The organism is Methylococcales bacterium (genome assembly GCA_030949405.1).
Classification (GTDB): Bacteria; Pseudomonadota; Gammaproteobacteria; order Methylococcales; family Methylomonadaceae; genus WTBX01.
Genome location: JAUZSN010000002.1, coordinates 2196030 through 2217289, shown reverse-complemented (window position 1 = coordinate 2217289; position 21260 = coordinate 2196030). Strand labels below are relative to the sequence as shown.

Annotated in this window: 26 protein-coding genes, 1 tRNA gene, 2 pseudogenes and 1 riboswitch; of the genes and pseudogenes, 20 read left to right on the top strand and 9 right to left on the bottom strand. The window is 38.3% G+C overall.

All coding sequences use genetic code 11. The features are described from left to right. Positions 1–58: 58 nt before the first annotated feature. Positions 59–281: riboswitch (cobalamin riboswitch) on the bottom strand. A gap of 41 nt (positions 282–322) precedes the next feature. After that, positions 323–622, bottom strand: a complete 300-nt coding sequence (locus Q9M50_11425; protein ID MDQ7091227.1) for a hypothetical protein — start codon at positions 620–622, stop codon at positions 323–325. Positions 623–778: 156 nt separating this feature from the next. On the opposite strand from Q9M50_11425, the gene Q9M50_11420 reads away from it, so the two are divergent. From Q9M50_11420 to Q9M50_11400, 5 genes are all read left to right on the top strand, one after another. Next, positions 779–1087: a DUF3301 domain-containing protein gene (locus Q9M50_11420; GenBank protein ID MDQ7091226.1), complete on the top strand. Its 309-nt coding sequence runs from the start codon at positions 779–781 to the stop codon at positions 1085–1087. A 3-nt stretch (positions 1088–1090) separates the two neighbouring features. Beyond that, positions 1091–1426, top strand: coding sequence for a DUF2956 domain-containing protein (locus tag Q9M50_11415; GenBank protein ID MDQ7091225.1), 336 nt, complete (start codon positions 1091–1093; stop codon positions 1424–1426). Next, positions 1413–2105: an ABC transporter permease gene (locus Q9M50_11410; protein ID MDQ7091224.1), complete on the top strand. Its 693-nt coding sequence runs from the start codon at positions 1413–1415 to the stop codon at positions 2103–2105. Before Q9M50_11415 ends, Q9M50_11410 begins: the two co-directional genes overlap by 14 nt. Before the next feature lie 12 nt (positions 2106–2117). Then, entirely contained in the window at positions 2118–2678 is a 561-nt protein-coding gene (gene msrA, locus Q9M50_11405) for a peptide-methionine (S)-S-oxide reductase MsrA (protein MDQ7091223.1), read from the top strand. Between the two features lie 249 nt (positions 2679–2927). Beyond that, positions 2928–3935, top strand: coding sequence for a cytochrome-c peroxidase (locus tag Q9M50_11400; GenBank protein ID MDQ7091222.1), 1008 nt, complete (start codon positions 2928–2930; stop codon positions 3933–3935). Positions 3936–4227: 292 nt separating this feature from the next. Here the strand turns inward: Q9M50_11400 and Q9M50_11395 are convergent. Further along, positions 4228–4431: pseudogene (locus Q9M50_11395) on the bottom strand (efflux RND transporter permease subunit). A gap of 184 nt (positions 4432–4615) precedes the next feature. Between Q9M50_11395 and Q9M50_11390 the strand changes: the two are divergent. The 5 genes and pseudogenes from Q9M50_11390 (at position 4616) to Q9M50_11370 (ending at position 7292) form a co-directional block, all read left to right on the top strand. Then, a pseudogene (locus Q9M50_11390) lies at positions 4616–4831 on the top strand (hypothetical protein). A gap of 462 nt (positions 4832–5293) precedes the next feature. Beyond that, on the top strand, positions 5294–5671 hold the full coding sequence (locus tag Q9M50_11385; GenBank protein MDQ7091221.1) for a hypothetical protein: 378 nt from the start codon (positions 5294–5296) through the stop codon (positions 5669–5671). Between the two features lie 183 nt (positions 5672–5854). Further along, a complete protein-coding gene (locus Q9M50_11380; protein MDQ7091220.1) occupies positions 5855–6085 on the top strand; it encodes a hypothetical protein in 231 nt (76 codons plus the stop codon). 47 nt (positions 6086–6132) lie between these two features. Then, the gene (locus Q9M50_11375) at positions 6133–6267 is read left to right on the top strand and encodes a hypothetical protein (protein ID MDQ7091219.1); all 135 of its coding nucleotides are present in this window, start codon (positions 6133–6135) and stop codon (positions 6265–6267) included. Positions 6268–6701: 434 nt separating this feature from the next. Then, the gene (locus Q9M50_11370; GenBank protein MDQ7091218.1) at positions 6702–7292 is read left to right on the top strand and encodes a DUF882 domain-containing protein; all 591 of its coding nucleotides are present in this window, start codon (positions 6702–6704) and stop codon (positions 7290–7292) included. A 102-nt stretch (positions 7293–7394) separates the two neighbouring features. Here the strand turns inward: Q9M50_11370 and Q9M50_11365 are convergent. The 5 genes from Q9M50_11365 to Q9M50_11345 all read right to left on the bottom strand — a co-directional run bounded on the left by Q9M50_11365 (position 7395) and on the right by Q9M50_11345 (position 9940). Then, positions 7395–7482 (bottom strand) — tRNA-Ser (locus tag Q9M50_11365). A gap of 70 nt (positions 7483–7552) precedes the next feature. Next, entirely contained in the window at positions 7553–7861 is a 309-nt protein-coding gene (locus Q9M50_11360; GenBank protein ID MDQ7091217.1) for an STAS domain-containing protein, read from the bottom strand. A gap of 8 nt (positions 7862–7869) precedes the next feature. Further along, positions 7870–8343, bottom strand: coding sequence for an outer membrane lipid asymmetry maintenance protein MlaD (gene mlaD / locus Q9M50_11355; protein ID MDQ7091216.1), 474 nt, complete (start codon positions 8341–8343; stop codon positions 7870–7872). Further along, complete coding sequence (mlaE, locus tag Q9M50_11350) at positions 8343–9125, bottom strand: lipid asymmetry maintenance ABC transporter permease subunit MlaE (GenBank protein MDQ7091215.1); 783 nt, start codon at positions 9123–9125, stop codon at positions 8343–8345. The genes mlaD and mlaE overlap by 1 nt, the downstream gene beginning before the upstream one ends. A gap of 2 nt (positions 9126–9127) precedes the next feature. After that, a complete protein-coding gene (locus Q9M50_11345; protein MDQ7091214.1) occupies positions 9128–9940 on the bottom strand; it encodes an ABC transporter ATP-binding protein in 813 nt (270 codons plus the stop codon). A gap of 203 nt (positions 9941–10143) precedes the next feature. Between Q9M50_11345 and Q9M50_11340 the strand changes: the two genes are divergently transcribed. From Q9M50_11340 to Q9M50_11295, 10 genes are all read left to right on the top strand, one after another. Then, entirely contained in the window at positions 10144–11124 is a 981-nt protein-coding gene (locus tag Q9M50_11340; protein MDQ7091213.1) for a KpsF/GutQ family sugar-phosphate isomerase, read from the top strand. Between the two features lie 2 nt (positions 11125–11126). Then, a complete protein-coding gene (kdsC, locus tag Q9M50_11335; GenBank protein MDQ7091212.1) occupies positions 11127–11669 on the top strand; it encodes a 3-deoxy-manno-octulosonate-8-phosphatase KdsC in 543 nt (180 codons plus the stop codon). A gap of 13 nt (positions 11670–11682) precedes the next feature. Continuing rightward, positions 11683–12285: an LPS export ABC transporter periplasmic protein LptC gene (lptC, locus tag Q9M50_11330; protein ID MDQ7091211.1), complete on the top strand. Its 603-nt coding sequence runs from the start codon at positions 11683–11685 to the stop codon at positions 12283–12285. Continuing rightward, positions 12272–12784 carry a lipopolysaccharide transport periplasmic protein LptA gene (lptA, locus tag Q9M50_11325; GenBank protein ID MDQ7091210.1) on the top strand — a complete coding sequence of 171 codons (513 nt, stop codon included), beginning with the start codon at positions 12272–12274 and terminating at the stop codon, positions 12782–12784. The genes lptC and lptA overlap by 14 nt, the downstream gene beginning before the upstream one ends. Positions 12785–12790: 6 nt before the next feature. Beyond that, positions 12791–13516: an LPS export ABC transporter ATP-binding protein gene (gene lptB / locus Q9M50_11320; GenBank protein ID MDQ7091209.1), complete on the top strand. Its 726-nt coding sequence runs from the start codon at positions 12791–12793 to the stop codon at positions 13514–13516. A gap of 40 nt (positions 13517–13556) precedes the next feature. After that, entirely contained in the window at positions 13557–14999 is a 1443-nt protein-coding gene (locus Q9M50_11315; protein ID MDQ7091208.1) for an RNA polymerase factor sigma-54, read from the top strand. A 38-nt stretch (positions 15000–15037) separates the two neighbouring features. Continuing rightward, positions 15038–15328 carry a ribosome-associated translation inhibitor RaiA gene (gene raiA / locus Q9M50_11310; GenBank protein ID MDQ7091207.1) on the top strand — a complete coding sequence of 97 codons (291 nt, stop codon included), beginning with the start codon at positions 15038–15040 and terminating at the stop codon, positions 15326–15328. Between the two features lie 80 nt (positions 15329–15408). Further along, complete coding sequence (gene rapZ, locus Q9M50_11305; protein MDQ7091206.1) at positions 15409–16263, top strand: RNase adapter RapZ; 855 nt, start codon at positions 15409–15411, stop codon at positions 16261–16263. Positions 16264–16298: 35 nt separating this feature from the next. Then, positions 16299–17657 carry a magnesium transporter gene (gene mgtE, locus Q9M50_11300; GenBank protein ID MDQ7091205.1) on the top strand — a complete coding sequence of 453 codons (1359 nt, stop codon included), beginning with the start codon at positions 16299–16301 and terminating at the stop codon, positions 17655–17657. Positions 17658–18202: 545 nt separating this feature from the next. Next, positions 18203–19531 carry a selenium-binding protein SBP56-related protein gene (locus Q9M50_11295; protein ID MDQ7091204.1) on the top strand — a complete coding sequence of 443 codons (1329 nt, stop codon included), beginning with the start codon at positions 18203–18205 and terminating at the stop codon, positions 19529–19531. A 161-nt stretch (positions 19532–19692) separates the two neighbouring features. Here Q9M50_11295 and Q9M50_11290 read toward each other — a convergent pair whose 3' ends face one another. Continuing rightward, on the bottom strand, positions 19693–21015 hold the full coding sequence (locus Q9M50_11290) for a DUF4214 domain-containing protein (protein ID MDQ7091203.1): 1323 nt from the start codon (positions 21013–21015) through the stop codon (positions 19693–19695). Beyond that, the gene (locus Q9M50_11285; protein ID MDQ7091202.1) at positions 20984–21229 is read right to left on the bottom strand and encodes a hypothetical protein; all 246 of its coding nucleotides are present in this window, start codon (positions 21227–21229) and stop codon (positions 20984–20986) included. The genes Q9M50_11290 and Q9M50_11285 overlap by 32 nt, the downstream gene beginning before the upstream one ends. Positions 21230–21260 lie beyond the last annotated feature (31 nt).

The following is a 21260-nucleotide window of genomic DNA, read 5'->3' as shown; positions in this document are numbered from 1 at the left end:
AGGGCAAACAAAGGGGGGTATAAAATACAAGACTTTGCCCGCATAAACAGCCCACCGCTGTGCGAATAAACTCATTGGCAGGTCTCCGGGCTTATAAGTGGCTAATGGCCTAATAAATCGCCTTCCCATCGTTAAATAGACAGTGGCTTCAGATTTATTTTTTACTTATTTACCGTTGCGGGGGCAGCGTCGGCTTTGTAAGGATTAGTCCTTACGCACCGACTTCCCATTTAAGTCTTCATTAATTAATCAATTCAGACACCAGAAAGTAGGGAGGGGATTATAACGAGTTAGCAAGTTAAAGCAAGTTAATTTTATCCCCTTACATCACAACAACTGATAATGTCATTGTAAAAACAAACATAAAAATAACCGAAAAAATTAACGTAATATTATAAGGACTGGCTTCATTTAAACGCTGATATTCTTCTTTAAAAGCAATCCATGTACTACTGGATTCTTTGGTTGCTTTAAATCGACCTGCTAAGGTGCGCTTTTCAACTTCATCCGCTTCTGCTGCAAGGATTTCATCTAAAGGCGAATAAAAACAATCACATTTAGGGCATTTATATTCTTCACCTTTACGGTGATGGTTACATTCGGGGCATCGAGTCATGTTCATTGAGCTGTACCTTGACGTTAATTAGAATTAAAAGTTTTTCTATGGTACTTAAAATTATCAACGAGGTGAACTGAAAATTATTTAAAACACGTATTTGCAGGCATGAAGGGGAAACTTTACAATAACCTAATTCACTCTAATTTTTTTTAAATCTTAATGATTAATTTTTTTTTAATTGGGCTGCTTTTATTTGGGTTTTATTTTTTTTCTAATGCCTTAAAAGCGCGCGAAACTGCCCTCAACGCGGCCAAACGTCATTGCCAAAAGCTGGAATTACAAATGCTGGATGAATGCGTTGCTCTCACTGCTTTCTGGATAAAACGGAATAAAAAGGGACAATTTGAAGGTTGGCGTTCCTACAGCTTTGAGTTTTCATCCACAGGATTAGAACGCTATCAGGGAAAGCTGACGCTATTAGGTTCAACGATTATCGCCATAGAACTCGAACCTTATCGAGAAGGATAACGCATGTCATCAAAGTATAAATCACAAATTTCAACTGAAACTGAAACCGAGGCGATGAAAATTGCACGCGCCACACAACGTCCTCAGCAAACAAAAGAACACACTAAATTAATTACTCAAGGGATTGAAAAAGGAATTGCGCAGTATAAAAAACAGCAAAAAATGAAAAATAGGGAATCCGATAAACACCGTAAACAGGTCATTAAAACCAAACAAACGCCTATTGAAACCGTCGTTCCTGTCAACCATTCAAAAGCGCACTTAATACCTTGGTTTTTACTCGGGGCAACATGGCTTGCTATTGCACTTTATACGCTCACTCAAAATGAATTATTTTAGTGAAGCTTTCTTTGCCGCGTGCCAACTCATTATTCAGTTTGACCCCGCTATTTACCAAATTGTTTTTACCTCCTTAAAAATTTCTTTTATCGCAACCTTCTTTGCCAGTTTGATCGGTATTTTTTTAGGCATTAATCTCGCTATTCATCACTTTACGGGCAAACAATTCGTACAACACTTATTAAATACCGCGATGGCGATGCCAACCGTGATGATTGGGCTTATTTTTTATGGTTTATTTAGTCGACGAGGCTTATTAGGTGACTGGCAATTACTTTATACGGACACCGCCGTTATTATCGGGGAAGCCTTTTTAATTACCCCCATTATCATAAATTTAACTTTTATTGCCGTACACGCTAGCGATCCCCGCTTACTTGAAACCTTAAAAATGTTAGGAGCAACCGCATTTCAACAAATAATGCCTATTTTTAGTGAATGCCGTCTTGCCATCCTTGCAGCAATAATAACAGGATTTGGACGCGCTATTGGCGAAGTAGGGGCTGCAATGATGTTAGGGGGTAACATCCAAGGAACAACACGAACAATGACCACTGCCATTGCCTTAGAAACCAGTAAAGGGGATTTTGAACGCGGATTAGCACTCGGCTTATTATTGTTATTAATTGCCTTTGGTCTTAACTTAGGATTACAGTATTTAAGTCCTGACACTCGTTAAACGGAAAAAATCATGGTCTCTAAACATTTTGTGAATAATAATCCCCTTACGCCCCCTTTTCCTGAAAATACCGAACACGCTATTTTTGGTTTAGGTTGTTTTTGGGGGGCAGAACGGATGTTCTGGCAACAGCAAGGGATATTTTCAACTGCTGTCGGTTATGCGGGCGGGAAAACAATAAATCCCACTTATGATGACGTGTGTACAGGAACAACAGAACATGCCGAGGTGGTTAAGGTTATTTTTCACCCTGATGAAATAACGTATTTACAACTTTTAGCGTTATTTTGGGAATCACATAATCCAACTCAAGGCATGAGACAAGGGAATGATAAGGGAACACAATACCGTTCTTGTTTATATACTTTTTCAGCGCAACAACAGCAACAGGCTAAACAGTCAAGAGACCATTATCAGCATCAATTGACCTCGAAGGGATTCTGTAAAATTACCACTGAGATAAAAACCAGCCCTATTTTTTATTATGCTGAAAATTATCATCAACAATACTTAGCCAAAAATCCCGCAGGCTACTGTGGCTTAAAAGGGTTGGGCATTAAGTTGAACCCCTGACCCTAGTTCATTTAATGCACTAGCAACGGTCGTTAAAACAAAATAAAATCATAAAAAATGTCTACATTATAAATTATTCATGTTAAATTTATGACAACCACTCAAATAGAAGATATAACGGTTATATTAATATCCCTTATATTTTTAGAGTAGGTGTTTATTTATTTTTTAACAAACGCATTGTTAATAGTTTAAAACGTATGAACATGACTAATAAGTTCATCATGAATAATAAATTTTGGAGGATATATGTTTAAAATTCGTCTCTTAGCGGTTGCAATTACGCTTGCAAGCTCTGTTTCTATGGCACACGCATGGGAAAGCTTACCCACAAAAGCCCCTGCACCTGCGGATAACCCCACAACCGCTGAAAAAGTTAAATTAGGGCAAATGCTTTATCATGATCCTCGTTTATCTTCAACAGGCACCGTTTCCTGTGCATCCTGCCATAACACGATGGCAGGTGGCGAAGACAACCGTGCAGGCTCTATGGGCGTTCATGGTCAAGTCGGGGGACGAAGTGCGCCAACCGTTTGGAATGCTGCGTTTAATAAAGTACAATTTTGGGATGGACGTGCGCCCAGTTTAGAAGCTCAAGCCGCAGGCCCTGTCACTAACCCCATTGAAATGGGAATGAAAAGTTGGGATGATGTCGTTGTCCGCTTAAAAGCAGTTGAAGGTTATCAAACGGCCTTTACTGCGGTGTTTGGTAAAGATTCAATTTCAGAAGAAAATGCCACTAAAGCGATTGCGGCTTATGAACGAACCTTAATTACCCCTAACAGCCCTTATGATAAATTTGTAAACGGCGATAAATCCGCGTTAACCCCTCAACAAATTCGAGGCATGAAAAAAGTGGCTGAATTAGGGTGTACCTCTTGCCATAGTGGCGCTGCTTTTAATGGAGCAGGTACGTTCCAAAAATTTCCAGCGAATGACAATGGCTATTTTGAAGCTAAATTTAACTTCAAAAAAGACAAAGGGCTTGCAGAAGTCACTGAAAAAGAAAAAGATGAACATTTCTGGAAAGTCCCAACCTTACGTAATATTGCGCTAACGGCACCTTATTTTCATAATGGTTCGGTTAAAACCTTAAAGCAAGCCGTTGAAATAATGGCTAAATTACAACTTAATAAAGATTTATCAGATAACGAGACTGCTGATATTATTGCTTTTTTAAATGCGCTAACAGGTCAATTTCCAAAACAAACTATGCCAGAATTACCATCAACACCAGGATCAACCTTTACACCATAATAACGTTATTGTCGAAGAATCTGGCTTTCAATGGTCGATTCTTCAACGAGTTACACGGTTGAATATCCTATTCTCAAAAAACGCGATATTTATATCGCGTTTTTTGTTGAAGACCCACGTTAACTGATTTCAAATACCTATCTTTTCTCTTGTTGTTGTAAAACAAGACTATAAATAACCAATACTTCGGACAGTTTTAAAAAAGGTAGCGGTCTTAATTCTATAAGATATTGATTTTAAAGGGTTTTATATTTACGAGATGTGTTGGTAAATTCTTTTTAAAATCAATGAGTTACAAAAACTGTCCGAAGTATTGAATAACAGGAAAAACCAATAAACGCAATAATAATACCGTAAACATCCCCCCCCCTAATACTGGAGCTGCAATACGTTGTGCAACATCTACACCTGTTCCTGTACTCATCATAATAGGAACAAGTCCTGCCATCGTTGAAATCGCGGTAATCGCTACAGGACGAACTCTTAACGCGGTTGCAGTTTCAACGGCTAAGGAACGCCATTTTAATAATACCCGAAACTACACATTGGTTTACGCAATAAAACATATCAATCATGAAGAACATGAAGTTTTAATGATTTTTCTTCATGAACTTCATGTTCTTCATGGTAAAAATATATTTCAAGTTTCGGGTATTATTTAGTTCTCATTCCTAACCGCTCCTTTTGGCTTAATCGGTGGTATTTGGATTACTTATTTTTATGATTTTAATTTATCGGTTGCCGTGTATGTAGGTTTTATCGCTCTCGCAGGCACAGCGGCGGAAACTGGGGTGATGGTATTAAATTTTATAGATATAGAAATGGCTAAATTACGCCGACAAAAACAACGGTTATTATCCGCAGAGGAAATCAGCTTAGGAATGAGAACTAAATAATACCCGAAACTTAAAATATATTTTTACCATGAAGAACATGAAGTTCATGAAGAAAAATCATTAAAACTTCATGTTCTTCATGTTCTTCATGATTTATATGTTTTATTGCGTAAACCAATGTGTAGTTTCGGGTATTATTAAAATGGCGTTCCTTACCAACTAATATAATTTATTAATTTTTGGGTTTTATTAAATCCGCATTCCTAAGAAGGTGATGGGGGGTTACAAAGATGAAAACTGCAATGCAGGGTTGCATGACACAGTTGCATCGTCTTGTTTGAATGCTTTTGTAAAGGCGACTCAATGGTTTTATCGCTAGATTCAAAAGAAGGGGAACCCATTACCATACTTGTCTGTTTTGGGTCTAAACTATTTTTGTATCTACTTTAAATCTCAGGGTAAAGATAAAATTTCTAAAATAGATTTGACAACATATCATAAAAGAACGAACATTTACATACTTTGAATATCCACGACCTACAGGCTGAAACTAACGTCATTTATCAAGCAATCGCTCAAATGGAAAGTAGCGAAGCGCAGGATATTGTCAAAAAAATATTCAATCTTATTGAACGCTTAGCCAGTGATAAATTGTCTTTAGAAACTGAATTACAGCAACTTCGTGACGAGGTTAATCGCTTGAAAGGTGAGCAGGGAAAGCCTGATATCAAACCCAATAAAAATAATAAGGGTGATGATATTTCATCCGAAGACGAACGTAAAAAAGCACAAGTTGACGCGCAAAAAGAAACTAATAACGACACTGAAAATACGGACTCGGATAAGAAAAACGCCGCCGTAAACCCAAGATCCCACGAGTTAAAATCGACCAAACGCTAAAATGCCTACTCGACAAAACTGGCTTGCCTAGCGACTTAGTATCTAAAGGCTTTTTCGTAGCTTAATTCCCATGCTTAAGTCTCAGGAAAAAAGCGAGCTTTATCGCAGCGGTATTCTCAACAGTGATACGGTCATATTGATGATACCAGTGCGCGAGTCAACGGTGACAACCACTATTGTCAGGTGGTCTGCAATGACTTGTTTACCGCTTATTTCACCCCTAAAAACAAAGACCGTTTATCGGTTCTGGACGTGCTGACCGATTATGCGCCACGCCATTATATCTACAATCAACAAGCTCAATCCTTGCTTGACGAGTTCAAGTTAGCTGATAAATCGCGGGTAAAAGTTGATGCTCAAATACCTGTTAATACAGTGATGAATCAAGAAGACAAGCGCGTGCGCGAGACATAAGCTTCCAGACTCGAAATGAGAAAGGCACGAAAATCAAAGACAGTTTTATGAGTCTTGCTGAAACGGCTAAAAAACTAGCCGTGAGTTTTTATGATTATGTTTATGACCGAGTTAGTGGTGAATTCAAAATGCCGTCTATGGCGAATCTTATCGCTCAAAAAGCGCAAAGTTTGCAGGTCTGATATTTGTTTTACCCTGAAATTTAAAGTAGATACCTATTTTTCATACAATGACTAAATGCCGCCATAACAGGAGTTGTTACGATTATTAAAACAAAGAAAAAATAGGCGGCGTATTTATACATAGCTATATGGTAATACAATACTTCGGACAGTTTTAAAAAAGATAGCGGTCTTAATTCTATAAGACATTGATTTTAAAGGGGGTTTATATTTACGAGATGTGTTGGTAAATTCTTTTTAAAATCAATGGGTTACAAAAACTGTCCGAACTATTGGTAATAGAGATATTATACAAAATCAATAATTTAATAAAAAACTACCTATTATTAATAAAAACTATTATAATAGAAACTTTTTTCTGTAACACAGCTTTTACAATAGGATGTTTGGGTGTTTCGTAATTTTTTCACTAAATATTTTAGGTGTAAGTAATAATGGTAACAAGTAATTTAGATTTAATAACGACAAACTCACAGAAACAGCTGCCTAGGCGGCGTTTTTTACAACTTTTAGCCGCAGGTTCTGCAACCGCATTAAGTTTCCCAACAGTCGCCTCTGCTACGTTAAAACGTACTTATTTATCCCCTCGTGAATTAAGTTTTAATAATTTACACACGGGTGAAAAACTTACGCTGGCGTATTTTGAAAAAGGTCGGTATATCGACTCTGCACTTAAAGAAATTGATTACCTGTTGAGAGATCATAGAACCGATGATATTCATCCTATGGATCCTAATTTATTAAATTTCCTTTATAAACTGCAATCAACACTTGAAACGACAAAGCCACTTGATATTATTTCAGGTTATCGTTCACCGGCAACTAATCACGCCTTAAGCGCTCGAAGCAGTGGCGTTGCTAAAAAAAGCAAACACATGCTTGGCAAAGCGATTGATATTCGTATTGAAAATATCGAATCAAAACAGATACGCAACGCCGCTATTTCATTACGTCAAGGGGGCGTTGGTTACTACTCAAGCTCTGATTTTGTTCATCTTGATACGGGAAATTTTAGATATTGGTAGTTTTATCCCTCAATTGAATCCTTCATTCGCAGGTAACGGGCCACTCTTGTGAATGTAGGCAGTTAAGTTTGACAGGGGGGGGAGATGGGAATGTTCTTAGGATGGCGGAGAGAGAGGGATTCGAACCCTCGATACGTTGCCGTATACACACTTTCCAGGCGTGCGCCTTCGGCCACTCGGCCATCTCTCCTAATAACTAAATCCTAATCCAGCCGATTATTGTAATTAACTTTATTCCACCTTACAAGTATTTTATATAACTATTTAATAAAATACTCATTATCTTCAAGGCCACTCAATTTTGCCAAGGTTAATAACTGCTCAGGAATATGACTAAAACTGACCTTAGTATTATGAAGCTTACTCAATTTTATCCATTCAATCATTAAAGCCAATCCTGCGCTATCACTTTGATTAACTTCACTTAAATCTATATTAACTTCGTGACTATAACGCGAGTGTCCAAAATCAATTGCTTTCACTATTTTTTTATGAATATGAGCAAACGATAAATCCCCTTTCACGACTACATGACCGTGTTCATGATGACTAATTTCTAAAGCGACCATTTATTTACCTAGTCTTGACTGTCAGATTCGCTAACTTTAAATAGAAATTGACCAATAATTTCTTCCAAAACAATAGCAGGTTGGGTTATATCAATCACACTCTTATCAACAAGAACATCATCCATACCACCGGGTTCTAAACTTACATATTGCTCACCTAATAAACCTGCTGTAAAAATACTTGCTGACGTATCTTCGGGCAATTGATTGTATTGCGCCTCTATTTTCATCGTCACCACGGATTGAAACTTTTTCTGATCCAAGGTAATGGCAATAACACGCCCAATACGTACGCCCCCTACCACGACGGGGGATTTAACCTTTAACCCGCCTGAATTTTCAAAAGCGGCCAAAATGGTATAACTTTCTTCTTCCGTGAAAGAACTTAAATTACTAATTTGCATTGCCATAAAAAATAACGCGGCAATACCTGTGGCAACAAATAACCCAACTAAGGTATCTTGTTTAACGGAGTGTTGCATTAAATGTCTCCAAACATAAGTGCAGTAAGAATAAAATCTAATCCCAAAATAGCAAACGCCGAATTAACAACGGTACGCGTAGTCGCTCGACTGACTCCTTCTGAGGTTGGAATCGCATCATAGCCTTCAAATAAGGCAATCCATGAAATCACAAAACCAAAGACGACACTTTTGATAACGCCATTGAGTATATCATCATAAAAATCTAAGCTACTTTGCATCTGTGACCAATACGAGCCTTCATCCACACCGAGTAAGTTTACGCCAATGAGATGGCCTCCCAAAACACCGACCGTACTAAATAAAGCGGTTAGTAAGGGCAACGAAATAAAGCCTGCTAAAAAACGAGGGGAAATAATACGTTTCATCGGATCAATCGCCATCATTTCCATGCCTGATAGCTGTTCTGTGGCTTTCATCAATCCAATCTCTGCCGTTAATGCAGACCCTGCCCGCCCCGCAAATAATAACGCGCTAACCACAGGCCCTAACTCTCTAACTAAAGAGGTCGCAACCATCACCCCTAACGCTTCATCCGCACCAAAACTGGATAGAATATAGTAGCCTTGCAATCCTAAAACCATCCCGACAAACAAACCTGAAATCGTAATAATATAAAATGAGAGGACACCCACCGAATACATCTGCTTACTCAGTAATCGCGGACGGACTAAAACATCGGCAACCCCCATTAACAGTTGCTGTAAAAAAAAGCTACTACGCCCTAATTTGGCAAAACTAGCGCGCGTTTTCTCGCCTAACCGAGTAAATAAATGAATCATGATTAATTTTTATCAAATGCGAGTAAGTCATCGACATACGCAGGGGCAGAATAATGGAAACGAACAGGACCGTCCGCATCACCGTGCATGAATTGTTGTACCCATTCTGATTTTGAGTTCTCAATCTCTTTAGGTGTCCCGTGACCGACAATTTCACCGTGTGAAATTACATAAATATAATCCGCAATGGCCGCAGTATCTTTCACATCATGAGAAACAATAATACTCGTTAAACCCAAAGTTGTATTTAACGCCTTAATTAATTGAACTAAAGTTGCCATTGAAATAGGGTCTTGCCCTGTAAAAGGCTCATCGTACATAATCATCATCGGGTCTAAAGCAATCGTTCTTGCAAGTGCGACACGTCGTGCCATTCCCCCCGATAACTCATTTGGCATTAAATCTCTTGCGCCACGTAACCCCACCGCCTGCAACTTCATTAAGACTAACGTACGAATCATCGAGTCATTCAGATCGGTATGTTCATATAAAGGGAGTGCAACGTTGTCATAAACACTCATATCGGTTAATAACGCGCCACTTTGAAATAACATTCCCATTCGTTTACGTAAATCATATAATTTTTTACGCGGTAATTGATGTACATTTTGATTATCAACAAGGACGGAGCCTGACTCAGGATATAGTTGTCCTCCAATTATTTTTAGTAGGGTTGTTTTTCCTGTCCCACTAGGCCCCATAATAGCCGTTACTTTTCCACGTTGAATATCTAAAGAAATATTATTAAATATTTTCCGATTCCCTCGTGAAAAAGTTAAATTTTGTACCGAAACAATTGTATTATCAGAGTTCACGCAATTCTTATCATTTTAAGAGTAAAATAAAGCCGCTATTTTCTATGAGTTGACCCCTTTAAGTCAAACATCAATTAATTTGATTGCGGGATCAATCACATTAAAATTAACGCATAAATACGCGTTTAATAAAGCAACAGACGCTTAATTATGGCATAATATTTGCTCATTTACCGAGCGATTAATTAACAATGGACAGCTGAATGGGATTATCGCATCACGATAAAATATGTAAATTGGCACGTGCCGTCATTCAAGTTGAAGCCAATGCAGTTATCTCACTTTCGGATCAAATTAATGATAAATTTGTTCTCGCTTGTCAGTTAATGATGCAATGTAAAGGACGAATCGTCGTGACAGGCATGGGGAAATCAGGACATATTGCGGGGAAAATTGCCGCAACCTTAGCCAGTACAGGAACCCCTGCTTTTTTTGTTCATTCAGGGGAGGCAAGTCATGGTGATTTAGGCATGATTACTCCCCAAGATGTCGTTTTAGCCTTATCAAACTCAGGTGAAACTTCGGAAATATTAACTATTTTGCCTATAATTAAGCGTTTAGATGTCCCTCTCATTGCGTTAAGCGGTAACCCTTCGTCAACCTTAGCAAAATTTGCGACCGTTCATTTGAATGTGGCCGTAAAAGAAGAGGCGTGTCCTTTAGGATTAGCCCCGACATCCAGTACAACGGCTGCCTTGGTGATGGGGGATGCCCTCGCGGTTTCACTTTTAGAAACCAAAGGCTTTACGCGTGATGACTTTGCATTTTCACATCCTGCGGGAAGTCTGGGTAAAGGGTTATTGTTACGCGTTTCAGACTTAATGCACACGGGTCATAAAATCCCTAAAGTAAAGGATGATGCGTTAATTATTGATGCCTTAGTTGAGATGACGGCTAAAAATTTAGGGATGACCGCTATTGTCGATGAACAAAACCATATTTTAGGGGTCTTTACAGACGGTGATGTTCGTCGAATGCTAGGGGAGCATTTAACCCCTGCAACGACAAAGATTACCGATGTCATGACCCAAAATTGTATTGTAATCTCTAATCAAATACTAGCCGCGGAAGCAATGCGTATCATGGAAAAAAAAGAAATTAACGCCCTACTCGTCACCGATAATAATCAATGTTTGATCGGGGCTTTAAATATCCATGATTTAATTCATTCGGGCATTGTTTAACCATGAATTATAAAAATAATAAGACCGCTATTTTAACAACCGTTAAAAATCTAAAGCTCTTAATTCTTGATGTTGATGGGGTTTTAACTGACGGGCGTTTATTCTTTGACTCACAAGGTAACGAATACAAATCATTTCATGCGCGTGATGGGCATGGCCTTAAAATGCTCCAACAAACAGGGGTTGAAATTGCGGTCATTTCAGGACGAAAATCTGCGTCGGTTGCCTTACGAATGAAAAATTTAGGCATCAAACATGTCTATCAAGGACACGAGCATAAAGTGGCCGCCTTTGAAGAAATTCTTTCGCACTTAACTATTACTCCCGAACAAACGGCTCATGTCGGTGATGACTTGCTTGATCTACCTTTGATGAAACGTGCAGGACTTTCTATTGCCGTTCAAGATGCTAATTTTGCCGTTAAAAATTATGCAGATTGTATCACTGAAATCAACGGCGGTTTAGGGGCGGTACGCGAAGTTTGTGATTTTATTATGCAAACACAAGAAAGTTTTGATAGTATTTTACAACGCTACCTAACCTAACTTTGTCTAAATTATGCGTTATTCATTTACCCTTAACAAGTTCTTTTTACAAAATTCACGCACCTATGTTTTAGCCTTTATTTTGGCAGGACTTTCTTGGTGGTTAGTTGAAGCTTTTCAGCTCTCTGATGATCCAAAAAATAAAAAAGTCTCATTATCGACAGACAGTCCCGATTATTTTAGTAAAGGCTATTTGAAAAAAGAAATGGACGAACAAGGGCGTTTAAAATCCAAGTTATTTGCTGAAGAAATGTTTCATTACAGTGATGATGGGGTAACACACATGGTAAAGCCTGTTATGAGCCTTTATAATGAAGACTCTCCTCCTTGGGTCATAAAATCTGATACGGGTATTTTATCGGTAGACGGTAAAGATTTATGGCTGAATGGTCACGTGTTTATTCATCGTGAAAAAGCAGAAGGGGTTAAAGAATTAGGGATTGAAACTCGTAATTTACGCGTTAAACCCGAGGAAAATTATGCAGAAGGGGATGAATGGGCCAAATTAACGTCACCGCCCCAATGGACGGAGGGAGTCGGTATTCAAATGGTCTTTAAAAAACCTATTTCACTAAAATTATTAGCTAACGTAAAGAGCCATTATGAAATTAACTAATCTATCAATCTTATTTTTAAACGGGTTGATACTAAGTTACAGCCCGTTAACGATTGCTCTGGAAAATGATAATGAGCAACCCATTTATATTGACTCTGATACCGCCTCTTATGATGAAAAAAATGATGTCAGTATTTATACAGGAAATGTTGTTTACACCCAAGGCTCATTAGTGGTTAATTCCGATGAAATGACTTTTTATCTAAAAGAAGGTGAAATTACCAAAGTGGTCGCCGTCGGTAAGCCTGCACGTTTTAAACAATCCCCAGGAAAAGGTAAAGATAATATTCATGGTGTAGGCTTGACGGGGGAATATTATCCGTCAACATCAAAACTCCATTTAATTAAAAAGGCCGAAGTTTGGCAATCTGGGAAAAAAACGGCGAGTGATTTAATCATTTATGATACAAGGTATTCAGTCTTAACCGCAGGGGATAGAAACTCCAGCTCTAAACGGGTTCGTACTGTTTTTCAACCTAAACCTAAATCGAAAAAATAAATAGCTATGGCAACTCTGATAGCAAAGCAGTTACTTAAAAAGTATAATAAACGTAATGTTGTGAACGGGGTTTCACTGCACGTTAATACGGGTGAAATCGTCGGGCTTTTAGGCCCTAATGGTGCAGGTAAAACGACGTGCTTTTACATGATGGTCGGCTTGGTGAAAGCAGATCAAGGTGATATATTTGTTGATAAAAAGGTTATTACCCACTACCCCATGCACAGTCGCGCAAAATTGGGGCTGGGTTATCTTCCTCAAGAACCGTCTGTTTTTCGTAAACTCACCGTCACCAATAATTTACGCGCGGTCTTACAATTACGCAATGATTTGAGTCGCGGACAAATAGAGTTACTCATAGACCAGCTTTTAGACGAATTAAGTATTTCGCATTTGCGTAATCAAACGGCCTTAGGACTTTCAGGCGGTGAAAGACGACGTTTAGAAATTGCACGGGCTTTAGCGAGCAACCCACAGTTTATCCTTTTAGATGAACCTTTTGCAGGAGTTGACCCGATCTCGGTGATCGACATTAATAAAATTATTGTTCATTTAAAAGACCGAGGTATTGGTATTTTAATTACTGAACACAATGTCCGAGAAACTTTAGGTATCTGTGATAGAGCCTATATTCTCAATGAAGGCAAAGTCATTGCTGAGGGGGATGCTCAAGAAATTGTCAATAATGAAGAGGTTAGAAAGGTTTATTTAGGTGAAAACTTTAGTCTTTAAGTTTTTGAATCGTTAATCTAATGACTCCTTTAAAAATACGATGAAGCAATCTTTACAGCTGGGCATGAGTCAGCAGCTTACGATGACGCCACAATTGCAACAAGCTATTAAGTTATTGCAGTTATCGACACTTGATTTACAACAAGAAATTCAGCAAGCATTAGATTCAAACATGATGTTAGAGGAGGAAGAAGAGTCCCTTAAAAGTGACCTTTCCGCTAATGAAAAAAAAGAAACCGCTGATGAAGTGAACGTAGAGGCATTATCAACCGATATTCCTGAGGAACTCCCTACTGACTCTACTTGGGATGATATTTATGACAGTCAAGCCACCCCGACCACACAAAGTTCGATCGCGGAGACCCCTGATTTTGAAGCGCAACAAAGTAAAGCGGAAACCTTACATGAACATCTATTATGGCAGTTAGAATTATGCCCGCTATCCGCAAAAGATCATGCCGTAGCGATTGCTATTATTGATGCCGTTAATCAAAACGGTCATTTAAGTATCAGTCCAGAAGAAATCTATCAAGGATTAAACAAACAAATAGATGACTTAGAATTTGATGAATTAATGGCCGTATTACATCAAATTCAAAATTTTGAACCGACAGGGGTTGCAGCGGTTAATTTAAGTGATTGCTTAGACTTGCAATTACGGGCATTACCCCCATCTACACCCTATAAAGAAAGCGCATTAGAACTGGTTAGGCACCATCTTGACTTATTAGCCGCTCAAGAAAAAGTAAAATTAATTAAAAAATTAAAGCTAACCGAAATACAGTTAGAACAGGTTATTGCGCTCATTAGAAATCTAGACCCTAAACCGGGAACACAAATACAAAGTGTTGATTTAGGCTATGTTATTCCTGATATTTTTGTAACAAAACGTAAAAATAAGTGGCTGGTTGATCTTAACCCTGATATTGCGCCAAGACTAAAAATAAACCCTTTTTATTCGGGAATGATTAAACGCGCCGATAACAGTCGAGATAACACCCACATGAAAGAACATTTGCAGGAAGCCAAATGGTTTATTAAAAGTTTACAAGGACGAAATAATACCTTATTGCGGGTTGCAAAATGTATTATCGAAAAACAAACAGAATTTTTAGAGTACGGTGCAATTGCGATGAAACCGATGGTACTTAGGAATATTGCGGATGAACTTGAACTTCATGAGTCCACAATTTCAAGAGTCACCACCCAAAAATATATGCATACCCCTAATGGTATTGTGGAATTTAAATATTTTTTTTCCAGTCATGTTGCTACCGTCGAAGGCGGAGAGTGTTCGGCAACCGCCATCAGGGCATTTATTAAAGAATTAATTGCCAATGAACGGCTGAGTAAACCGTTAAGCGATGAAAAAATATCAGGTATCTTAAAAGAAAAAGGGATTAAAGTAGCACGACGCACCGTTGCTAAATATCGAGAGGCAATGGCAATTGCCTCATCAAGTCAGAGAAAGCGTCTCTTATGATGCTTTTCAGTAACATTTTAAAACTAGGAGATTAATCCATGCAAGTCAGTATCACAGGTCACCATTTAGACGTAACAGAAGCCTTAAAAGCGCATGTTGAAGATAAAATTAGTAAATTAAAACGTCATTTTGATAATGTAACCGATGTACATGTTATTTTAACGGTTGAAAAATTAGAGCAAAAAGCCGAAGCAACGGTACAAATCAGTGGCGCTAAATTATTTGCAGAGGATCATCAAGAAGATATGTATACCGCTATTGATCACATGGTGGACAAACTTGATCGTCAAATTATCCGACATAAAGAAAAATCAAACAAGCATAGATAATACATTCAAACCTTGGGTTAGAATTCAAATCTTAGCTTGAATTCTGACCCAATTTAAACGCCTTTTCACTCCCCACAAAAATGAAGCTCTTAATTGTCAGTGGACTCTCTGGATCTGGAAAAAGTATTGTTTTAGATACACTCGAAGATTATGGTTATTATTGTATCGACAACCTACCTTCCAGCTTACTAGACACCTTCGTGAGTCAAATCATGCAGAGCGAAAAACAAACGTATGCTAAAACAGCCATAGGAATTGATGCTAGAAACAAAAGCACAGGGCTGATTAATTTCAAAGAAAAATTAACCCTTATTCGTAAATTGAATATTGACTGCGAAATTATTTATATGCAAGCGGACGAAAATGTTTTACTTAAACGTTACAGTGAAACCCGTCGTCGACACCCCCTTAGTAACACCCAAGTTTCGCTCACAGAAGCCATTCACCAAGAAGCTGAAATGTTACGCTCTATCGCGGATTGTGCTGATATTCGTATTGATACCAGTCGAACCCATTATCATCAACTGCGTGAATTAATCAAAAATCAAATAGATGATCGTGATGAACGCTATTTGTCCATTCAATTCCAATCCTTTGGTTTTAAATATGGAATCCCCTTAGATGCTGATTTTGTCTTTGATGCGCGCAGCCTGCCTAATCCCTATTGGACGCCCCACTTACGCCAATTAAATGGAAACGATCAAGGGGTTATTGATTTTTTACAAGCCGAAGAATACGTCAACGATTTATTTGAAGATATTGCCCATTTTATTCAACGTTGGACACCTCGGTTTAAAGCCGACAATCGGAGTTATTTAACGGTTGCCATTGGCTGTACAGGCGGTCAGCATCGCTCTGTTTATCTGGCTAACGCACTTGCACATCATTTTAAAAATCAAGCCCTAAACATTATTACTCGCCATCGAGAGTTATAAGTCCTTATTTCGTCCTTTACCCTTGAGTGTCCATTATGCCTATAACTGTTAAACGAAATCACAACAAACATCAATTAGAATACATTATAGAACTTTTAAAAAATGGTTCTATTTTAGAAATTAGAAACTTCATTCATTCAATTTACCCCGCTGAAACCGCGCATATTATTGAATCATTAGAACCTTTTCAGCGGAAACAAATTTGGTCTGTTATCCCTCCTAACGTTATGGGGGAAATTTTAGTAAAACTCCATGTTGAAGTTGCCACGGGGTTAATTAAAATTACGGATCGAAAAGATTTAATCAAAGCGACTGAAAATCTTGAATCCGATGATATGCTCGATTTATTGCATACGTTACCTGAACCGTTATTATCTCAAGTCTTTGATTCAATTGCTGACGTTGAACGTACCCGCCTTAAATCGGCCTTATCACATGATGATGATACCGCAGGAGGTATCATGTCTTTAGAGGTGTTAACGATTAGAGCCGACGTTTCACTGAGTGTCGTTTCTCGCTATTTACACAAACGTGGAAAAATGCCCGAAACAACGGATAGCTTAATTGTTGTTGATCGTAACAATCATTTTCAAGGTTTATTACCCATTACTCATTTGCTGATCAAAGAAGGTCATTTAAAAGTATCGGAAGTAATGAACAGTGATGAAAATGGAATTCCGTATCAAATGCCTGTCTCCGATGTAGCCTTACTCTTTGAACAACGAGACCTATTGTCAGCCCCTGTTTTATCCGAAGAAGGACTGATTTTAGGACAAATTACCATAGATAATGTCATTAATATTATTCGTAATGAAGAAGGCCATTCCTTACTGAGCCGTGTGGGCTTAGATGAAGAACAAGACATGTTTGCCCCTGTTGCTGTCAGCGCGCGACGACGGGCCGTATGGTTAGGGATTAATTTATGCACCGCCTTTTTAGCCGCGTGGGTCATTGGACTTTTTGAAGCAACCATAGATCAAATTGTCGCTCTCGCCGTACTAATGCCGATTGTTGCGAGTATGGGCGGAATTGCAGGGAGCCAAACGCTCACGCTTGTGATTCGAGGAATCGCCCTCAAGCAAGTTAATGATGCCAATGCAGGTAGAATTTTAGCCAAAGAGCTTTCTATCGGGGTTGTTAACGGCGTATTATGGGCTATTGTTGTCGCCATCATTGCAGGACTTTGGTTTCAAAGTATGAGTTTAGGTCTCTTATTAGGTAGTGCAATGGTCATTAACTTAATTTGTGCCGCGCTCGCAGGAGCAACCATTCCATTAGCCTTAGATAAAGTGGGCATCGATCCTGCATTGGCAGGGGGTGTATTATTAACAACAGTTACCGATGTTATTGGTTTTATGGCCTTTTTAGGATTAGCAACCTTATTTTTATTATAAATAAAGGCACCCTAAAAAATTAATACCTTAATCTTTATTACTGCGTCCAATCCTTACTCATAAACACAATTATTGATAACTTAACTCCTTACTATCACTTTTTTGTGGTGATCTATAAAATAATTTGGCATCCTTCATTTTTCAGTTTACAGTTTAAATCGGAGTCCAATAGCTTTAGCTGTTGGCGAATCACGAAAATAGCTAACGCTATTTTACTCCCCACTATTTTTTAGGAATAAAGTGTAAACTACTTTTAAGCTAAATGAAGTATGCCAATAATTTTAAGGTTATGCTAAAAGCTGGAATACAAAACACGTTTTGTATTCCAAACCTTTTTATAGACTATTTAAGATAGCTGATGCTAATGTGCGTAACGTTTCGCTGATTTTCCCTTCTATTTGTATCCTTTTTTCAACGACAACCCACTCTTCCCTCTCAATTAAATTCCAATAAATTTACTAGCTTTTTCAGGTTAATCTCTTTATCCTGTCAATCTTAGTCTAAACTAAATACGACTGGTCATATTTACACTCGAGGAAGACCCCATGAAAATAAAACCCTTACTAGCTGCCTGTTTATTCACATTCACGCCCATTAGCTTTAATAACGCCTATGCGGATGAAACCTGCCAATCCCCCTACATGGCAAAAATCACAGGACAAGAAGATTTTGTTTATGTCTGGACATTAGGAGTCGAAGGATTAGGGGATGAACAAGATAAATTAGTCACCATTGATGTTAACCCCAAATCAAAAAATTATGGAACAGTCATTGCGAGTTTATCCGTTGGTGGACGTAATGAAGCACATCACTCAGGATTTACCGATGATCGGCATTATCTTTGGGCGGGTGGATTAGATACTAATAAAATTTTTATTTTTGATGTTCACACCAACCCAGCCAAACCTAAACTGACCAAAACCATTACCGATTTTGTTAAAAAAAGTGGGGGCGTTGTTGGACCGCACACCACCTATGCCTTACCGGGTCGAATGATGATTACAGGATTATCGAATAACAAAGATCATGGCGGACGGACAGGATTAGTTGAATATAACAATGCCGGTGAGTACATTGCCACCCATTGGACCCCTACCGATAGTGATTTAAAAGGGGCGATTAAAAGTGGATCGTATGCCGATGGTTATGGCTATGATGTCCGCGTTTTACCCCGAAAAAATGTCATGTTAACCTCCTCATTTACAGGATGGTCAAATTACATGATGGATTTGGGTAAGCTTTTAAATGATAAAGAAGCGATGAAGCATTTTGGTAATACCGTGGTGCAATGGGATTTACACACCAAACAACCTAAAAAAATATTAGACGTTCCAGGTGCGCCTTTAGAGATTCGCTGTGCATGGAATCCTAATCACAATTATTGTTTCACAACAACGGCCTTAACCTCTAAAATTTGGCTTATTTATGAAGATAAAAAAGGAGAATGGCAATCTAAAGCGGTCGCAGATATTGGAGACCCCAGCAAAATTCCCCTACCTGTTGATATTTCCATACAAAGTAATGACAATCTTTTATGGGTCAACACCTTTATGGATGGTAAAACGCGCGCATTTGATATTAAAGATCCGTTTAACCCAAAACAAGTTTTTGAACAAAAAATTGGCAAGCAGGTTAACATGGTTTCATCCAGTTGGGATGGAAAGCGTTTATATTACACCACCTCCTTGTTAGCGAATTGGGATAAAAAAGGGAATGATAACGAACAATTTTTTAAACTTTATCATTGGGATGGTAAGCAGTTAAAACAACAATTTAGCATTGATTTTACCAAGGAAAAATTAGGCCGCGCCCATCAAATGCGTTTAGGGGCTTACGCGCTGTATCAATCAACCCCCATTAATAAAAACAAATAAAGACCACCCAACTTAGGAAGGCAAGTTTAATCGCCTCCGAACATTAGGTACAAACTAAAAAATGTGTTTTATAGGCTGGGTAGAGCGATCGCGAAACCCAGCAGATGAATGCAAAATTATCGAGGTCTGCAACCCCCCCTACTAATAACCCACTTAAAAAATTAGGTAATCAGCTCAATTCCATTTTGAATATCACCAATGATTTGTAATTGATTTTCGTTACTTTCACTAAAACCAATTAACACATTTTCTCTGGGCTGAACTTGTAATTGATTCATCCAAAAACTCCCGCCTTCTGCATCCAATTCACGATGTAAAACATTATTATAAAGCGAACTTAAAAATAAATTATCGGTCAAATTTTCACCATACAAGCTTGAAAATTCTTGACTTTGAATAAAGCCTACACTCACCTTTTCAAGTGATTCACCTTTATCAAGCGAATCAATCCAAAATCCCAAACCATTTTTATCAGGCGTTCGATTAAAGGCGGCTTGATAAAGTCGATACGCCTGACCTGCATTGCCATTAATGTCCATAGCGAGGGTTACATCATTAAATTGTAGGCGTTCTATTCCATCCAAGGTATCCGTTTCATTGGATGAATCATTAAGCGTAATAAAAAGTGTGTTTTCATTGGTTTCTATCGTATAGAGGTCACTGTTTTCAGTATAAATCACCGTATCAATGCCCTTGTTTCCCTCAATATAATCATCCCCATTTCCGCCTATTATCCTATTGGCAAGATGATTTCCTATAATTTCATCGTCACCATTACCGCCGATAGCATTTTCAATTTCAACGCCGTAAGCAATCGTAATATTATCCACCGCCACTTGAGAAATAGGGTTTAACTCACCGTTATTATTCATTTCATAAACAATATCACCAATAGAACTAAACTCCCCTGCATTCAAGTTAATGATTGAATCTAAGTTTTGATTGGATAAATCAAAGGTATCAATGCCGCCCGTATCCCAAACCGTTTCTAAAACAGACCCTTCAGGGTATTGATAGAGTGTATCATTACTATTCGTAGTGATATTTTTTCCATATAAAAATTGAATGGCTAAAATATCATAAAGCATCGGTGCGACGGGTTCTACGAGGAATGGGCCTTCTTGCCAGCCCGCTTCTTCATACGCATTATCCGACATGATCGTATATTGACTGGTATCCTCAAGCCCAAATAAGGCTTCATCATTCATTTCATTCATCTCATTAGTGGGTTTTAAGCCTAAAGCAAACCCTATTTGATGCACTAATGCTAAAAATCCTGGCGAACCTATTTGTAAATCACTAACATCAGGATTAATCCAAACATCACCACTGCTTTCAAAAAAAATACCCGCTGGGCTGGGAGAATAACCGACGGCATCCTTGTCATCAATAAGGGAACTAAATGTAAAGCGCATGTCCCCCTGTGTATGGGGTTCTTGAACTTCAATAAAATTAATATTGGCCACATTTGCCCATTGCTGCAAAGCCTCCCTGACCCATTCTTGCTCTTCGGGGGGTTAAAAAGTAGATGTCATTGGGTTCAAACGGTTCATCCCCGCTATAATTATCAACCCATGTGGAGTTTTCAGTGGGAAAACTATAGGTTAAATTAACGCCCTGACCATTGATCTCACTCCATGAAAGTGTACTTAAAAGAGCATCAATACGTTCATCACCTGAAAGTGCTGTTTGAGACATTTTATTTCCTAAGTTTAAATAAAAAAAAGAG

Excerpts from the sequence above, each read along its gene's own strand:
- Q9M50_11370 (MDQ7091218.1), top strand. The coding sequence starts at position 6,702 with ATGGTAACAAGTAATTTAGATTTAATAACGACAAACTCACAGAAACAG.
- Q9M50_11295 (MDQ7091204.1), top strand. The coding sequence starts at position 18,203 with ATGAAAATAAAACCCTTACTAGCTGCCTGTTTATTCACATTCACGCCC.
- Q9M50_11285 (MDQ7091202.1), bottom strand. The coding sequence starts at position 21,229 with ATGTCTCAAACAGCACTTTCAGGTGATGAACGTATTGATGCTCTTTTA.
- mlaD (MDQ7091216.1), bottom strand. The coding sequence starts at position 8,343 with ATGCAACACTCCGTTAAACAAGATACCTTAGTTGGGTTATTTGTTGCC.
- mlaE (MDQ7091215.1), bottom strand. The coding sequence starts at position 9,125 with ATGATTCATTTATTTACTCGGTTAGGCGAGAAAACGCGCGCTAGTTTT.
- lptA (MDQ7091210.1), top strand. The coding sequence starts at position 12,272 with ATGAAATTAACTAATCTATCAATCTTATTTTTAAACGGGTTGATACTA.
- Q9M50_11425 (MDQ7091227.1), bottom strand. The coding sequence starts at position 622 with ATGAACATGACTCGATGCCCCGAATGTAACCATCACCGTAAAGGTGAA.
- Q9M50_11410 (MDQ7091224.1), top strand. The coding sequence starts at position 1,413 with ATGAATTATTTTAGTGAAGCTTTCTTTGCCGCGTGCCAACTCATTATT.
- Q9M50_11420 (MDQ7091226.1), top strand. The coding sequence starts at position 779 with ATGATTAATTTTTTTTTAATTGGGCTGCTTTTATTTGGGTTTTATTTT.
- Q9M50_11400 (MDQ7091222.1), top strand. The coding sequence starts at position 2,928 with ATGTTTAAAATTCGTCTCTTAGCGGTTGCAATTACGCTTGCAAGCTCT.
- Q9M50_11375 (MDQ7091219.1), top strand. The coding sequence starts at position 6,133 with ATGAGTCTTGCTGAAACGGCTAAAAAACTAGCCGTGAGTTTTTATGAT.
- mgtE (MDQ7091205.1), top strand. The coding sequence starts at position 16,299 with ATGCCTATAACTGTTAAACGAAATCACAACAAACATCAATTAGAATAC.
- Q9M50_11315 (MDQ7091208.1), top strand. The coding sequence starts at position 13,557 with ATGAAGCAATCTTTACAGCTGGGCATGAGTCAGCAGCTTACGATGACG.
- lptB (MDQ7091209.1), top strand. The coding sequence starts at position 12,791 with ATGGCAACTCTGATAGCAAAGCAGTTACTTAAAAAGTATAATAAACGT.
- raiA (MDQ7091207.1), top strand. The coding sequence starts at position 15,038 with ATGCAAGTCAGTATCACAGGTCACCATTTAGACGTAACAGAAGCCTTA.
- kdsC (MDQ7091212.1), top strand. The coding sequence starts at position 11,127 with ATGAATTATAAAAATAATAAGACCGCTATTTTAACAACCGTTAAAAAT.
- Q9M50_11340 (MDQ7091213.1), top strand. The coding sequence starts at position 10,144 with ATGGGATTATCGCATCACGATAAAATATGTAAATTGGCACGTGCCGTC.
- rapZ (MDQ7091206.1), top strand. The coding sequence starts at position 15,409 with ATGAAGCTCTTAATTGTCAGTGGACTCTCTGGATCTGGAAAAAGTATT.
- Q9M50_11415 (MDQ7091225.1), top strand. The coding sequence starts at position 1,091 with ATGTCATCAAAGTATAAATCACAAATTTCAACTGAAACTGAAACCGAG.
- lptC (MDQ7091211.1), top strand. The coding sequence starts at position 11,683 with ATGCGTTATTCATTTACCCTTAACAAGTTCTTTTTACAAAATTCACGC.
- Q9M50_11360 (MDQ7091217.1), bottom strand. The coding sequence starts at position 7,861 with ATGGTCGCTTTAGAAATTAGTCATCATGAACACGGTCATGTAGTCGTG.
- msrA (MDQ7091223.1), top strand. The coding sequence starts at position 2,118 with ATGGTCTCTAAACATTTTGTGAATAATAATCCCCTTACGCCCCCTTTT.